Here is a 14,770-nt window from a genome sequence, read left to right as displayed (position 1 = left end):
GGAAACGATCATGAATCAGCGTCATAAGGTACCTAAACTGCTCCATACAATAAAATTACAAAAGAATTTTTTAGATAACATTACCATATCGGATAAAGAAGATTCTCAACTCAGAATGTTGAGGAAAGAAGTAAGATCTGCTTTGAAGGTCGGCTTCAAAGAATTAAGGGATCGTGCTCATACATATCCTGATGACACTCAGCGATATATTGCGAGACTTGAACCCAAGTTCTGGACCCAAGGTAGTTTTGTTTATAGAACTTTGAATTCCCCTGCCTACGTGCCTCCTCAGCAGATTGATTTAGATGACGGTGTCTACTTTCCGATGGAGGTTGTGGAAGGGAACCCAAAAGCAGCAAAGGATATTCTGTTTAAGCTAGTAGATGGCATTCTGCGGAACTTAGCTAATTCAAAAGGCTGGGAGTTTGATGACTCTAAATCAACTTGTGCTCGATTAAATGTTAATGAGCGTATACATATCGATGTGCCAATTTATGCAATTCCAGAAGAGAGGTACGCCATCCTTAAAGCTTCATTAGAAGCTCGCACTTTTGACGAAAAATTTAGTGCCAATGCTAATTTTGATGCTGAAGAGGATATTTGGTTAGATTCTAATCTTGTCTATCTGGCTATGCGTAATAAAGAGCATTGGAAGCCATCTGATCCTATGGTGTTGCAACGTTGGTTTGAAGGACGTTGTTCAATACATACGAAACGTTTAAGGCGTGTGTGCCGTTACTTAAAAGCTTGGCGAGATTTTACTTGGAAGAAGGGTGGGCCCTCTTCTATCACTTTGATGGTAGCTGCTACAGAAACGTTTGATCGGTTCTTCAATTTGAACGGAAAAGGTTTTGATACAGACTGCCAAGCATTTTTAGCAGTTGTCAGAGCTATGCCTAATCAATTTGATGGAGAGATTTACAACCCAGAAGATAGCGAAGAGAAGATGTTTCCACGAGGACAGAGCTCGGAAGAACTTCAGATTATTCGTAGCCAGATTCGATTGCTCAAGCAACAAACTGAGGATGCATTATGCAACTCTACAACCACTGAAATGGTAGTTGATAGCTTGCGGAGTGTTTTCGGGATGCGAATCCCAAATCGGCCAGATTGGGTAGAGGTTGTAACAGTTTCAGAGTCTGTGCGTAACATACCTGCCCAGCGTCAAGAACGCCCTCAGCCTTCAAAAAGTCATCGTTCAGCATGAATGTATCTTGGAATGAGGGGTATGAGCTTATTGCTCGTACCCTTGTAGGCGAAGGTTTTCACCTGAAATCAGGAATGAGGCCATGTTTCGAAGGGAAAATGAATGTAGAAGGTATCGACTTTCATTTGCGTATCAGCAGGATTGATCCGAAGTTTGAAGAACTTCCAGAAGTTCATTTGCTGCACAGGCCTGAAAACTTGCCTGCTCTCTTACCTCATTTAGAACCAAATAATAAGTTATGTTATCTAGATCGCCTAGGACAGTTCTTAGACCCTTTCTATCCAGCGCGTACAATGCTTGTTTTGCTTGGGCATGTGCGTAGTACGCTGGAAATAATAGTGAATCCGGATCAAAGTCAGAATGATTTTGCAGGGGAGTTTCAATCCTATTGGCCGTCTAAATTGCATGGATTTTTAACTAGTAATAATAAGCGTTGTATTAGTCATTTTTATGATCGTGTTGCTTTAGATGGGACAGTATCCAAGGAGCTTGTAGTAGGAGCATCTTCAAGTGAAATTAATCACTGGTGCCGTATTCGAAATGGTAAAGAAAGTTTATCACCCCGATTTGAATCCAATGCAATAGTCCTTCAGATGGACGAAGCTTTATGCTATGAGCTAGAAAAAATTTGGCCTCCGAAGAATATGGCTGATTTTTTGGGGTGGACAAAAAGCTTGAGTTCATCTGTAGAGGCTCAACTACTCCGAGCTTTATTGCCCGTAACTAAAGAATGTGTTTCCGCAGTAATTATTTTACAGTCTGAAAAAAGTGGATCTTTTGGTGTTTCTCTTCTTTTTTCTTCAAACTTAAGAAAAAGCGTCGAGAAATTCCGGTCTAATGCAAATAAAGTGCTACCTGGAAAGCATCTTGATCAATTTCGTACGATAGTCAGCAATAAACTAATGGTGAAGAACTTTTATCGCCTGCAAGTTAGCGATGTAACAGAAAAGTATATTTATGAAAGAAACCTGACAACCTCATCTTTGCGAAATTATAAAATTGCTTTGATTGGTTGTGGAACTATCGGAAGCCAGGCCGCTGCCTTATTACAAAAAGCAGGTGCAGGTAGTGGTTCAAAGGGGCAATTTGATTTATTTGATAGGGATATACTAAAAGAAGGTAACTTAGGACGACATCTCTTAGGCGCTGAGTATTTAATGGAGTCTAAAAGCCATGCCGTAGCGGACTTTCTTTTAAAAAATTCATCATCACAATTGAATATCAATGCCGCTATCGGAGTTAAAGTAAAGAACCTGAGTTTGCTCAAACATTATGATGTGGTGATCGATGCTACAGGTGAAGAAACATTTTCATGTCTTCTAGCAAGCTACTTATCAGATCTTAGAAGAGACGACCAGAAACTACCTATAGTGTTACACACATGGATAGATGCCGGTGGTTATGCTGTACGCTCTCTACTCGATGATGGTTCAGGTGCATGCTATAGATGCTTAAAAATTCAAAAGAATGGAGCAGATACTGGTGCATTAGTCGAGAGATATCCCCTCTTCAATTCAGTTGATAAGGAAGAGGATATGATTGTAGTTACACAGCGTTGCGGAGAAAGCTATATCCCCTTTTCTGCGGGAATATCGAGTGCCGCAGCAGGTTTAGTTCAGCAAATGGTGCTTGAAGCTGTATCTGAAAACGCCGGCTTCAAATTCAGACATCAAAGCCATGCTAGCTTTGTGAAGAGAACGCAAGATCAAAACCCGAAAAAAAGTGTTAATTGCCCATGCTGCAGCCCGAGACTGATTTGATATCGAAATTACCTAGTGGTGGGTATCTAATAGTTCCTACAATATTGATGGATAAACTTCATAAATATCAACAATTAAGGTTTTCAGATAAAGAGGCTGGAGGTGTACTTATTGGTTATAAACGATCCCATGGTATACCCGGTAGCGTGACCCATTTTGAGCTTACTGACTGCTCAGAACCTGACTGGTTTGATAAGCGTTCGAAGTTTGGATTTATTCGACGCAGTTACAGTCATTTGAAAAAAATCATGGATGCATGGGTCGCCTCCAATGAGGAACAGACGTATTTGGGGGAGTGGCATACACACCCTGAGCCCCATCCATTCCCATCAAGAGATGATATATCTGAGTGGAAAAAAAACTTACAGGGCAAAGAAGCTGTTTTGATAATCATCGGACAACAATCTGACTGGATTGCATATTGGACCGGTAGTGAAGCTGTTTCTTTAGGCTCATTACAGCTAGATATTTAAACTGGACTTCCTTCATTTTGACGGACACTCATATACTTTAATTTAAAGCATATGGGAGAGGTCCATGACTAAGGCAAGATTTACCGAAGAATTCAAAGACAAGGCTGTTAAGCAGGTCATCGAAAGGGGTTATACGGTTCCTGATGTAGCGAAGCGGTTAGGCGTATCGGTTCAGAGTTTATATAAATGGGTGAAAGCATATGCCCCTGATGAAAAGGATCGATTCGAAGCAGAAATTCGTGAGATCAGGTGAGAAAATCTAAAGCTAAAAGCAGAGCTTCAGCGGGTTAAAGAAGGTCGAGAAATATTAAAAAAGGCCGCCGTATACTTCGCCAAGAACCCCGGCTGAAGTATGCGTTTGTTTTGCAGCATCGGGGGTGTTATCCCATTCGTCGGATGTGCCGTGCGTTGGGTATTTCACACAGTGGTTACTATGACTGGCTGAACAGGCCACCTTCCAGACGATCTATCGAAAATCAGCGGTTGTTGGAATTGATTCATGATTCTTATCAAGCGAGTAATCAAGTTTATGGCGCATCGAGAATCTGGATCGACTTGCGGGAAATAGGTGAAAAAGTCAGTTTGAACTGAGTTGCCAGAATCATGCAGGCGAATAAAATCAAGGCTGTACGTGGATATAAGCGTCCTGGCTATAAATATCATAAATCGTTAATTGCTGTACCAAATCGTTTATGGCAGCAATTTACCATCAACCAACCAGACAGAGCTTGGGTAACCGATATTATTTATATACGCGCCTATGAAGGCTGGCTGTACCTTGCAGTAGTGATGGATCTTTATTCACGAAAAATTATTGGCTGGTCAATGAAAGCAACCCTGGCGAAAGAAATAGTATTAGATGCCATCCTAATGGCCGTGTGGCGGCGAAACCCACAACAGGAAGTCATTATTCATTCTGATCAGGGCTCGCAATACAGCAGTGATGAATGGCAAAGATTCTGCGCTTCTCATAACTTAATGCCAAGTATGAGTCGACGTGGTAACTGTTATGATAATGCAGCAGCTGAGTCATTTTTTAGCACTCTGAAGAAAGAAAAGATATCGTCGATATATATTTAAAACCAGAGAAGAAGCGAGATCTGAAATATTCGATTATATTGAGGTCTTTTACAATCAAGCTCGACGCCATGCACACATAGGAAACATCAGGCCTGTGGCATATGAAGAGCAGACGACATTATTTAGATGAGTGTCCGCTGATATGGCGTAAGTCCACTGCTCTTAACTGACTGTCCGAAGAATTGGGGTAAAACCACACCATGTTATAGCTGTGTTCGATAGTGTACATGATCTGTTAAATCGTCTGGCACTGGATTAACTACAGGACGTAGGAAGGTTTGATTTTTATAAGTCTTTAGTTTGCTGATCGGGCTTGAAAAGTAAGGTTAAGGTCATAACCGCAAGCATCAGCATAACGTTTGATAGTATCAATTTTAGGCGCAGTGCCTCCTGTCTCCAGACGGCTGATATTGCTTTTTGTAGTATGCATCACCGCTGCTACCTGTTCCTGGGTTAAGCCAGCCGCTTTACGCATTTCGAGCAATTGATTGATAAGTGCGAACTCACTTTCCAGTGCATCATACTCTGTCCGCACATCTTCATTGTGAAGGACGCACTCTTTCAATGTTTGTAAGTTCATAGTTACTCCCTCCCTGAGTTTCATGACCAATCACAGATTAATCGTACAGGCTTCTTAATTCAAATAGGTAGTTCATTGCAAAGGGCTTGTGCTGGGAGGTGATGATGCAATAAGCCGAAGGCGATGGGGAAGGGGGAATACTCAGAGTATCCTGATCACTCAGATTCTTTATGTATCCGATAAGCGGCCATAGTTTCGCTGACCTGATAGATGGCCTGTTTATCGCTTTCTTTCAGTGATCGGTAGTGCTGAACAAGGATTTGTTCGTCTTCAGACAGAGAGTCTTCTGTGGCCCGGTGTTTTCCTGTGATTACATAGAGTATATCCACGCCGATGCCAGCCGCGGATGCCAGCATTTCGGTGGGGATTTTTTGCCTGCCATTCACGACATCATTGAGGCGCTGTGGGCTGGACTCACCCATCTGGCGGGATGCTTCAGCCATGGTGTAGCCCGTCGCCTTAATTTCTTCCCTTAGTCGCTTATGGAATAAATCCATATTTTTGTTTGACACTGTGTATATATTCCATTAATACTAAAGCTGCAAAAAAGTTACTACCACATACTTGATAAGGGATTATATCAATGGAAGCAACGAACACCACCGGAAAAAGCCACCGGGTTCAGACAGTTATTCCGGCGGCTACCTACAGGCAGCTGACACTGTTACGGGAAAAGGAAGACCGTACGGAGTCTAAAATGGCCGCAATTCTTATCGACGAAGCATTGGAAGCCCGCGCTGCGAATAGTCAGGCGCAGCGCCGTTTGCTGCAAAATTGCCAGCTCTGAGTAGAGTTACAGTGCTTATTACAGGGGCTGTTGGTCGCTGATGGCTGATGGCCGGATAGAGATCTCTGTCCGGCTGCATTCTGATTGTCTCAGCTAAGCGGTTATACCACCCGTTCCAGATAGCGGTGTTCTTCCAGCCATTGTTTAAGGGTGTCGATGGGCATGGGTTTGGCGATGAGGAAGCCTTGCTGTATGTCGCAGTCTGCCTGCCACAGGCAACGGCTCTGTTCGCTGGTTTCAATGCCTTCAGCGACGACCTGTATGCTCTGAATATGGCAAAGGTCGATCAGTGCTTTGGCCAGGTGGCGGCGTTCTGTCTGGGTGATCCGTTCGACCAGTTGTTTGTCGAATTTAATGATGTCTACCGGGTAGTCCACCATTTGCATGAGGCTGGTGTAGCCGGTACCGAAGTCGTCGATGGCAATTTTAAAACCCAGCTGGCGGAGGCGTTCCAGCCACTGTATCGCGTCGGAGCTTTGTTCCATGGCGAAGGTTTCGGTGATTTCCAGCACGAAGTCACCGGGGGTAATGCCGTACTGGTGGCATAGGGTTTTGAGTTTGTGGATGAAGTTATCGGAGTGAACTTCAGCTGAGGAGATGTTGATGGATACCTGTAGTTGTTCACCCAGAATGCTTTGCAGTTGCGGATAGTCTTTAAAGCTTTGTTCGATGACCCACAGGTCGATCATTTCGAAAACGCCGGTTTCTTCGGCGATAGGAATGAAAACCGCCGGGGAGACAGGACCGATCTGGGGTGAGTGCCAGCGCAGCAGAGCTTCACAGCCTTTTACATTGTCGGCATGGTCGATCACCGGCATATAGTTGAGGGAGAGTTCTGCTTCTGGATTAATCTCTTTCAGCAGGAATTCGATTTCTTTAAGTTGCCGGTCGTTTTTGGCCAGTTCATTGGAGTAATGGGCGAGGCGGTTTTTACCGGTATTTTTCGCCTGATACATGGCCAGGTCCGCGTTGGAGATCAGTTGGGTGATGCTGCTGCCGTCCTGCGGGTAGCTGGCCAGGCCGAGGCTGGCGGTGACTGCAAAGTGCCCCCGTTCGAAATTGAAGCCATTGGTAAACAGTTTCAGGATTTTATTGCACACCTGGCTGGCGCTGTCGTTGTCATACTCAGGCAGCATGATGATGAATTCATCGCCGGAGAGCCGGTACACAAAGGGCATGTCATTGCGTTTCAGCGCGATGGCGATCAGGTAGTTAAACTTGGCAGAGATGGCTTTTAGCAGTTCGTCTCCGATTTCATGGCCGTACTTATCGTTAACGAACTTAAAGTTGTCGATGTCGATGTAAATAATGCTGAACTGCTTTTGGTGTTTTTCCGCGTCGAGCAGCATTTTTTCGGCGGCTTCGTGAAAGCCTACACGGTTTGGCAGTTGGGTAAGGACGTCGATCCGGGCCTGCAGGAAGCTTTCCTGAAATGCCTGATTGAGTTTTTCGTACAGGTCGTGGAATTTCCGGCCCAGCCGGCCTACCTCGTCTTCGGAGTGGGGGAAGTCGATATTGTCTTTTTTGCGGGCGATTACGTCGGTTAGCTGTTCATCCAGCCGGACAATGGGGTTGGTTATATAACGGCGTATCAATAACTGTAGCAGGATGAAGGTAATGAGTACGCTGGCGGACATTATGGCCAGCAGGCGAATTTGTAGCTGGCTGAGCAGGGAGGCCAGATAGGCTTCAGACGGCTGGATCAGTAAAAAGTAATTCTGCGACAGTTTAACAATGGCGCTTAGCCCCTGTGGGGGTGCGTCCAGTGGGTTGTCGATGCCGAAGTAGCGAAGTTCAGCCTGATATTCTGTTTGTGTTGTTCGCAGCAGCTCATCGAATTTGTCCGGCCGTGCGGTTACGATTATGCGGTAGGTGCTTTCAGCCTGCAGCAGGGTGGGGGTCAGCAGGGTTTTGGCATCAATGGCGGTGCCTTGCCGGATAGCTGACTGGCCATTATCGGAGGTTGTGTGTTCCCATTTTTTACGCAGTTTCTGATCGGCCATTTCAGTGGCGATACGGATTTGTTCCGGCTGGATGGTCGCAAACGGGTCGGTGCTGTTTTCGATATAGAGCTTCAGAGTGTTATCGCTGTCGAAGATACTCAGTGAAGCGAAGGTTTGCCTGCCTTGCCGGCCCCGGCTAATGGCCGATTCCAGATGGCCTGTGAGCATCTTTTCCCGGTATACGTTGTTGGTGTTGCGCAGGTAGGCAGCAAGTATATTCCCTTCGGTTAATGACCTCAGATATGTGTCCAGAAAGTTGTTGTAGTCGTTAAAGGTAAAGCCGATCAGGCTGGCGCGCTGTTCCAGACGGTTTTTTTCAAGCGCCTGTAACGAACCGGATTCCCGTTCGTAGATGATCCAGGCGATCATCGCATAGCTGATGATGATCACCGGGAGGATCAGTAAACTAGTGCGTTTTCCGAGATTCATAGATATTTATGACAGCGTTAGTGATGCGTAAGCGCAGTTGAACATTGTCACGACTCAGTTCCCGGTAGAGCTGGCTGCGGCGGATAATGTCTTCGGATGGGAATACTTCTGTGTTTTGTCGGAATTCGGTTTTAAGTAATTGTTTTGCTGCGGCGTTAGGGGTGGCGAAGTATAGGTCTTCCGCACTTTGTGCAGCGATGGCCGGGCGGTTGATAAAGTCCAGAAACGCCAGTGCCAGGGCCTGATTGTTTGAGCTGGTGGTGACGGCAATGCAGTCTACCCAGAGAACAGTGCCTTCTTCTGGCACGGTGTATTTCCAGAGGTCTTCTTTATCGGCTTTCATGTTCATTGTGTACTGATCACCACCGTAGACCATGGCCATGTGTAACTGGTCGGCGTCCGGGCTGTTGCCCAGATACGTGATGGGGTACTCATAGGTCAGTACATGGGCAGCCTGTTTTTCCAGGGTGGCAAAAGCCTGTTTCAGTTCGGCTTCGTTTTCACTGTTGAGTGAGTGGCCGTTGGCAAAGAGGGCCGGGGCGAGCATGTCGATGTGGTCATCCATCATGCCGATATGGCCTTTAAGGGCGTCGCCGGGTTGCAACAGGTCCTGCCAGGAGGTGGGTGGTTGCTCAACTTTATCTGCGCGGTAGGCGATGCCCAGTGTGCCCCAGAGATACGGCACCGCGTAGTTGCCACAGCGTTCCCGCCAGAACGGTTCCACGTTTGCAAGTGAGGGGACGTTGGTTTCACTGACTTCTACCAGCCGCCCTTCGCTGCCAAAGCGCTTGCTGACAGTTTCGTCAATGACCGCCAGATCAATCAGGTTATCCACTGAGTTGAGCAGTACTGCATCTCTGGTTTCATCGTTATCGATCAGTACGGATTCAATATCATGACCGGTCGCCTGCCACTGGCTGAGTACGTTCTGGCTGAGGTATTCATCCCAGTTCAGCAGCCGCAGGGTGTCTGCCTGAACGGGCAGAGCTATCGCGAAACTGAGTATGGCTGAGCGGATGTTGAGTGGCATGAACCTTCCCGTTGCTTAACTGTAAATGTTAAGGGGTTAACGCGTCCGTGCCTGAATAAAACTAATGGCTGTTATAACTGAGTGTATATTAATACTAACGTTTGAACGCTTGGCCAGTTCCCAATTTGAGGATAACGGTTTTAGACTGTCCTCTGCATGCCTGTGGGGGAGATGGAAGTAGCTGCATTCAGCCTTTACGGCTGAGTGCAGGCTTAAGAGAGGTGCAGGTATTATTCCTGCGGAGCTTGTTGACGGTTGTTCATACCATAGTCCCGCAGGATGCTGGCAACCCGCAGGCGGTAGTCGGCGAACAGGTGATGACGGCCCTGATGTTGGGCGTTCTGGTGGTGCATGTCTTTACGCCAGCGGGCGACGGCGGTTTCATCTTCCCAGAAGGACAGTGAGAGGATTTTCTCCGGATCATTCAGGCTCTGAAAGCGCTCGATGGAGATAAACCCCGGCATACTGGCCAGATGTATTTTCAGTTCAGCGGCGATATCCATATAGGCCTGCTTACCACTGGCCTTAGGTGTCACTTCAAAAATAATCGCGATCATAGGTTTGTCTCCGGTGTCTCGGGGCTGTCTTTTACGGTGAAGGCCGTTGTGTGGCAGGTATCGGGAAAATAGGTGCCTGGCACGGCTTTTAAAAAACTGCGCTGTTCTTCCAGAATAAATTGCCCGGTATTAGCCAGTTGAAAGTTTTTACTGCCGGCCGGGTCTGCTTTCAGCCGTTGGCGGTAGCTTTCGTAATCCGCCAGGCTGGCAAAACTGATCAGGCCGAATGCCCGGTTATTGGTGCCTTCATGGGGCAGAAAATAGCCCAGTAACTGGCCGCCGCAGCCGGGAATAATGTGCCCCCAGTTTTCAGCATATTGTTGAAATTCGGTTATTTTGGCCGGGTCGATCCGGTATTCAATGAAACATGTGATGGTCATTTTGGCTGGTTCCCTCAGTAATGTGGTTGGGTCAGCCGGTATATTAGGTCGCTGGTGTCTGGGTGCTTCGGTGGTGATCGAAGTGTGCGGGTATTTTGTGGGGTACACTTAGGCGATAGTAAACAGAGGGAGGTGGGGTGTGCAGCCGGATATTTCGCAGATCGCAGGTCTGATTGGGGACAGTGCCCGCAGTAAGATGCTGACCGCACTGATGGGCGGTCGGGCGCTGACAGCCACTGAACTGGCGTTGGAGGCGGACATTATGCCGCAAACTGCCAGCAGCCATTTGGCGAAGTTGTTAGCCGCAGAATTGATTGTTGTGCGCAAACAGGGGCGGCATAAGTATTTTCAGTTACGGGATGCTCAGGTTGCCGGGGTAATCGAGAATCTGCTGAACCTTGCTGCGGCTGTTTCGCCTGCGGTAACCGGCCCTGCTGATCCTGCACTACGCCGGGCCCGGGTGTGTTATGACCATCTGGCCGGTGAGTATGGTGTAGCAGTATATGATGCGCTGGCAGAGCAGGGACTTATTCTTGATCAGGGTGAGGACACAATACTGACCCCTGAGGGCAAACAGTGGTTTTCAGCCGCCGGTGTGGATTTTTCGCAGTTTAAGGGGCGAAGGCCGTTGTGTAAGTCCTGTCTGGACTGGAGCGAGCGGCGCAACCACCTTGCCGGGTCTTTGGGGCAGTGGCTGTTACAGGATGTATTTCGCAGAGGCTGGGCGAGCCGGGTAGCTGATTCACGGACGGTGGCGTTTACGCCGGCAGGGCTGAAGGCGTTCGCGACGCATTATCAGATACCGTTGTTAACCTCTGTTGCCTGAACATAAATATACAGCCGCAGTGTTTGCTGTTACGTGTACTTGTTAGGGAAGGGGAGCGTAGAGATTAAGGTGCCTGCCCGATGCATGTCGGACCATTATATGTCTACGTGCACGCAGGGGACAGGACTTGTGTTCGCTGTTTAATTACCTCTCTGTCAGCGCCGGTGCCGGTTAGTTGAACGCATGGCCAGGGCCAGACTGCCGGCAAAGCAACACAGGACGGCAAGCAATAAACCCAGCCTTCCGGGCTGGAAATAAACAATCAGAAAACCTATGCCTATATAGATGAACGGCAGTAATTCATAGGTTGATTCCGGCAGGTTGATCATTGCATGGTCTGGCCGGGTTTTTATATGACTGCGGCCGTTCCGCGCGATGATTCGCTGATCCCGCCGAAACACTGATCTTTGCACCCAGATGAGCGAGCCGGCGCAATAAAATAATACAGCTGATGCCAGGGCAAACGGGTTATCGAGCCAGTATACGAGGCCGACTGCGATCAGCAGGTAAACAAAGGGCAGTGGTTCGTAAATCGGTTTGGCAATGACCATGGTATTCCCTCCCAAGTAAGCCAATACTGATGTTTAGCGGGTGGTTAGGTGCCTGTTATGAGTGGCTGAAGGCTGTTTAAAGTTTAGATGGGTGAGAGGAGCACATTGTTGATGTGCCGGGATTTATGAATAAATTTCAAGGCGCCTGAGGCAAGGCAATTCGGCGGTTTTGGGAAGGGAACGTGCTTAATTCAATAGAAATTAAGCACTTTCACGGGATCGGCGCTATTCAAAAAAGCGTTTGAAAAGCGCTATTCAGTTGATGATATTTCCTGATTACGCCGGTTAGTGAGGTATTTCTTTATCAGGCTCTGGCCACTGACCAGAATAATACCGCTCATGACTAGGACTGCACCGGAGATAAAGCTCTGTTCCAGTTTTTCCCCCAGCACAACGACACCGAAGACAATGCCGAACATGGGGGTCATGAAGGAGAATACGCCCAGCTGTGAGGCGACGTATTCCTTTAGCAACCAGAACCACACCAGGAAGCTGATAAAGCATACGATGACGCCCTGAAACACCAGGCTGCCGATGGCGACGTCACTCCACTGGATATCGATTCGGCCGGAGATGAGTGTGGCACCGAGTAGCAGTACAAAACATACCAGTAACTGATACATGAGTGTCTGGCTGGCGGGTGTTGATGACAGCGTTGAGCAGCGGATTAGTACGGTGGTCATCCCCCAGCAGAAACCTGCCATTAAGCCGTACATATCGCCGATGATCATGTCGGCAGTGGCGGTATCCGTGGCGGTTTCCCGGCCCAGAAAAGTTACCGCAATGCCTGAGAAGGCCAGCAGAATACCGGTCCATTGCAGCAGGCTGAGCCGTTCGACCGGCAGTTTAATGTGCAGCCCCAGTGCTGCAAATACCGGTGCACTGTAGAGGAAGACCGAAATGTGGGAAGCGGTTGTGTACCGCAGGCCTTCACCCACCAGAAAGAATTCTGATGAGAACAGAAAGCCGGCCAGTAACCCCGGTTTCCAGGTATCGGCGATGTTCATCTGTTCCTTGCGCCAGAGCATGAACAGGCCGAGTAAGACGGCTGCGATGCCTGAGCGCAGACAGATTTGCAGCACGGCAGCCATATCATCAGCGGCCAGTTTGATAGATACCTGTTGCATACCCCAGGTCATACAGAGGAGCATCATCAGGCCGATGGCACGGCCATCAACGGGCAGGCGGGTATTCATAAGCATTTCCAGACTCGGTGTAACATGGGTGTTGATTATCGGTCTGGAATTTATTATTGATATAGTGAATTAGTGACAATTTATCCTGTATATATGTCAGCAGTTAAAGTTTTCAGGTGAAGGAGTAAGTCTGTGGCTGAAGTGGGCAGTACCCATGTTTATGCAACGCCGTTTCCGGATGAGTTGCCGGCGCCGCTGTTTTACCGGGCAGAGAATATGCTGGCGGATTCCAGTTATCCGGAGCATAGCCATACCTGGGGAGAGTTTGTCTATTCCTTCTGTGGCGTCATGGAGGTGAAACTGGCAGATGGTCACTATATGGCACCGCCGCCATACGGAGTCTGGCTGCCACCACATACCGCACACCGTGGGCAGAACCGGGATGCCACGCTTTACTGTTCGGTTTATTTAAGTGAGCCGTTTTTGGAGGGATTGCCGAAGGTGCCCTGTGCGCTGGCCGTGTCACCCATGGTGCGTTCGGTACTGGAATACCTGCGGGATAATTTTCAGGGCTTACCGTTGTCTGCTGAAGATGAACGCTTGCTGTTAGTGTTGCGGGACCAACTGGCCCGGGCAGAGTGTGCGGGCAGTTATCTGCCAGACACAAATGATCCGTTATTGAGTAAGGTGCTGAATCAGTTAGAAGCCTGCCCGGGGGATAACCGTTCCCTGGCAGAGCTGGCAAAGTGGGCTAATACCACCGAACGTACGTTGATCCGTCGCTGTAAACAGGAACTGGGCATGACCTTTACCGAGTGGCGGCAGCGGTTACGCACCATGGCAGCTCTGCCACTACTGGCTGAAGGACAAACGGTAGAGACCATTGCGTTTGATCTGGGCTACAGCAGTGCATCGGCGTTTATCGTAATGTTCCGTAAACTGATGGGCATGACTCCCGATGAGTTCAGGAAGGGGCAGGAGTAGGGATATTGTTATTAATATCAGTGAGATACTGCCTTTTTGGAAGAAAAAGTGTTTAATGTCGGCAAGATAAAAACGAGGCTGAGGCATGTGAATCTTTAGCTTCAGTATTTGCGGAGAAAGGGATGAACTGCGAAGTTTGCGGATTAAAGATCAGGATTAACTGGGGTAGCGGACATGTTGCTTTGTGTGAAGAACACAGCGATTGTGCTGCTGACTTAGAACAGGCAAAGCTTACTCATGCTGCACATTTCGCTGAGGATGACGGTGCGCCTGCATTAGCGTCTCGCTGGACACGGTTGTGTGCAGCTTGTATCGATGCACTTATTACGATGGCAGTGACGCTTCCGTTCATGTTTTATCTTGATTATTGGACAGTTATCGCCGAGCAACAAGCTGTTCCTCTTGAGCTTTCGATAAAGGTAGCGATTTTTAGCTGGGCAATGTTCTTTTTAGTTCACGGGTATTTGTTAAAGAAAAAAGGCCAGACAATCGGTAAAAATATTATGGATATTGCGATTGTTACCACTGATGGCCATAAGCCTGAGTTTTTTCCTTTAATCACCCGGCGCTATTTTCCCGTTGCTTTGGTGAGTTACATTCCTTTGGTTGGCCAGTACTTATCATTGATTGATAACCTGTTTATTTTCCGGAAAGACAAACGTTGTGTGCATGATTTAATTGCCGGGACGAAGGTAATCGAAGTGCTGAATAATAAGAAAATCAGCATGGATGAGCCTCAGGAAACGACCAGCGCTGTCAGCTGATGAGCATGGCTCTGGATGAGTTCCGGAAAGGACAGGCGTAAGTCTGTTTTACAGGTATAAAAAAGCCGCTGCTATCAGCGGCTTTTTTTATAGCTGTGACCCGTCCTGAATAAGGTTGACACTTTCTAACCTTAAATTTGGAAAGTGTTATGACAACAATCACTAAGCGTACTCAGCGAGATTATTCTCTTGCCTTTAAATTAGCTGTGGTGGATCAGGTTGA

At 47.6% G+C, this 14,770-nt stretch carries 15 protein-coding genes and 1 pseudogene; 8 read left to right on the top strand and 8 right to left on the bottom strand.

Annotated features, from left to right (window positions below; genetic code table 11):
- Nucleotides 1-10 precede the first annotated feature (10 nt).
- The 4 genes and pseudogenes from JYB63_RS13500 (at nt 11) to JYB63_RS13485 (ending at nt 4,650) form a co-directional block, all read left to right on the top strand.
- Nucleotides 11-1,207 (top strand): CBASS cGAMP synthase, encoded by a 1,197-nt coding sequence (locus JYB63_RS13500; protein ID WP_205658420.1) that lies wholly within the window; start codon nt 11-13, stop codon nt 1,205-1,207.
- Nucleotides 1,204-2,967 (top strand): ThiF family adenylyltransferase, encoded by a 1,764-nt coding sequence (locus JYB63_RS13495; RefSeq protein WP_205658419.1) that lies wholly within the window; start codon nt 1,204-1,206, stop codon nt 2,965-2,967. Before JYB63_RS13500 ends, JYB63_RS13495 begins: the two co-directional genes overlap by 4 nt.
- Nucleotides 2,968-3,014: 47 nt before the next feature.
- Nucleotides 3,015-3,440 (top strand): Mov34/MPN/PAD-1 family protein, encoded by a 426-nt coding sequence (locus JYB63_RS13490; RefSeq protein WP_205658418.1) that lies wholly within the window; start codon nt 3,015-3,017, stop codon nt 3,438-3,440.
- 64 nt (nt 3,441-3,504) lie between these two features.
- Nucleotides 3,505-4,650, top strand: a pseudogene (locus JYB63_RS13485) (IS3 family transposase).
- Nucleotides 4,651-4,815: 165 nt separating this feature from the next.
- On the opposite strand, the gene JYB63_RS13480 reads toward JYB63_RS13485, so the two are convergent.
- Both JYB63_RS13480 and JYB63_RS13475 read right to left on the bottom strand, forming a co-directional pair.
- On the bottom strand, nt 4,816-5,100 hold the full coding sequence (locus tag JYB63_RS13480; RefSeq protein ID WP_205658417.1) for a helix-turn-helix domain-containing protein: 285 nt from the start codon (nt 5,098-5,100) through the stop codon (nt 4,816-4,818).
- Nucleotides 5,101-5,255: 155 nt separating this feature from the next.
- Nucleotides 5,256-5,612 carry a helix-turn-helix domain-containing protein gene (locus JYB63_RS13475; RefSeq protein ID WP_205658416.1) on the bottom strand — a complete coding sequence of 119 codons (357 nt, stop codon included), beginning with the start codon at nt 5,610-5,612 and terminating at the stop codon, nt 5,256-5,258.
- Nucleotides 5,613-5,683: 71 nt separating this feature from the next.
- Here JYB63_RS13475 and JYB63_RS13470 point away from each other — a divergent pair, with 71 nt between their 5' ends.
- Entirely contained in the window at nt 5,684-5,887 is a 204-nt protein-coding gene (locus tag JYB63_RS13470) for a ribbon-helix-helix domain-containing protein (RefSeq protein WP_205658415.1), read from the top strand.
- A 101-nt stretch (nt 5,888-5,988) separates the two neighbouring features.
- On the opposite strand, the gene JYB63_RS13465 is transcribed toward JYB63_RS13470, so the two are convergent.
- From JYB63_RS13465 to JYB63_RS13450, 4 genes are all read right to left on the bottom strand, one after another.
- Entirely contained in the window at nt 5,989-8,319 is a 2,331-nt protein-coding gene (locus tag JYB63_RS13465) for a putative bifunctional diguanylate cyclase/phosphodiesterase (protein WP_205658414.1), read from the bottom strand.
- Nucleotides 8,297-9,349: a polyamine ABC transporter substrate-binding protein gene (locus tag JYB63_RS13460; protein WP_205658413.1), complete on the bottom strand. Its 1,053-nt coding sequence runs from the start codon at nt 9,347-9,349 to the stop codon at nt 8,297-8,299. Before JYB63_RS13460 ends, JYB63_RS13465 begins: the two co-directional genes overlap by 23 nt.
- Nucleotides 9,350-9,579: 230 nt before the next feature.
- On the bottom strand, nt 9,580-9,906 hold the full coding sequence (locus JYB63_RS13455) for an antibiotic biosynthesis monooxygenase family protein (RefSeq protein ID WP_205658412.1): 327 nt from the start codon (nt 9,904-9,906) through the stop codon (nt 9,580-9,582).
- Nucleotides 9,903-10,286 carry an NIPSNAP family protein gene (locus tag JYB63_RS13450; RefSeq protein WP_205658411.1) on the bottom strand — a complete coding sequence of 128 codons (384 nt, stop codon included), beginning with the start codon at nt 10,284-10,286 and terminating at the stop codon, nt 9,903-9,905. Before JYB63_RS13450 ends, JYB63_RS13455 begins: the two co-directional genes overlap by 4 nt.
- Before the next feature lie 139 nt (nt 10,287-10,425).
- On the opposite strand from JYB63_RS13450, the gene JYB63_RS13445 reads away from it, so the two are divergent.
- Nucleotides 10,426-11,112, top strand: a complete 687-nt coding sequence (locus JYB63_RS13445; protein ID WP_205658410.1) for an ArsR/SmtB family transcription factor — start codon at nt 10,426-10,428, stop codon at nt 11,110-11,112.
- A gap of 155 nt (nt 11,113-11,267) precedes the next feature.
- Here JYB63_RS13445 and JYB63_RS13440 read toward each other — a convergent pair whose 3' ends face one another.
- Nucleotides 11,268-11,663: a hypothetical protein gene (locus tag JYB63_RS13440; RefSeq protein ID WP_205658409.1), complete on the bottom strand. Its 396-nt coding sequence runs from the start codon at nt 11,661-11,663 to the stop codon at nt 11,268-11,270.
- A 251-nt stretch (nt 11,664-11,914) separates the two neighbouring features.
- Nucleotides 11,915-12,859, bottom strand: a complete 945-nt coding sequence (locus JYB63_RS13435) for a DMT family transporter (protein ID WP_205658408.1) — start codon at nt 12,857-12,859, stop codon at nt 11,915-11,917.
- A 132-nt stretch (nt 12,860-12,991) separates the two neighbouring features.
- Here JYB63_RS13435 and JYB63_RS13430 point away from each other — a divergent pair, with 132 nt between their 5' ends.
- Together JYB63_RS13430 and JYB63_RS13425 are read left to right on the top strand one after the other, a co-directional pair.
- Nucleotides 12,992-13,783 (top strand): helix-turn-helix domain-containing protein, encoded by a 792-nt coding sequence (locus JYB63_RS13430; RefSeq protein WP_205658407.1) that lies wholly within the window; start codon nt 12,992-12,994, stop codon nt 13,781-13,783.
- A gap of 122 nt (nt 13,784-13,905) precedes the next feature.
- Nucleotides 13,906-14,547, top strand: coding sequence for an RDD family protein (locus tag JYB63_RS13425; RefSeq protein ID WP_205658406.1), 642 nt, complete (start codon nt 13,906-13,908; stop codon nt 14,545-14,547).
- Nucleotides 14,548-14,770 lie beyond the last annotated feature (223 nt).

The organism is Aliamphritea spongicola (assembly GCF_017051665.1).
GTDB lineage: Bacteria > Pseudomonadota > Gammaproteobacteria > Pseudomonadales > Balneatricaceae > Amphritea > Amphritea spongicola.
The sequence above is the reverse complement of the archived record's forward strand: the minus strand, read 5'-3'. Positions and strand labels throughout refer to the sequence as shown.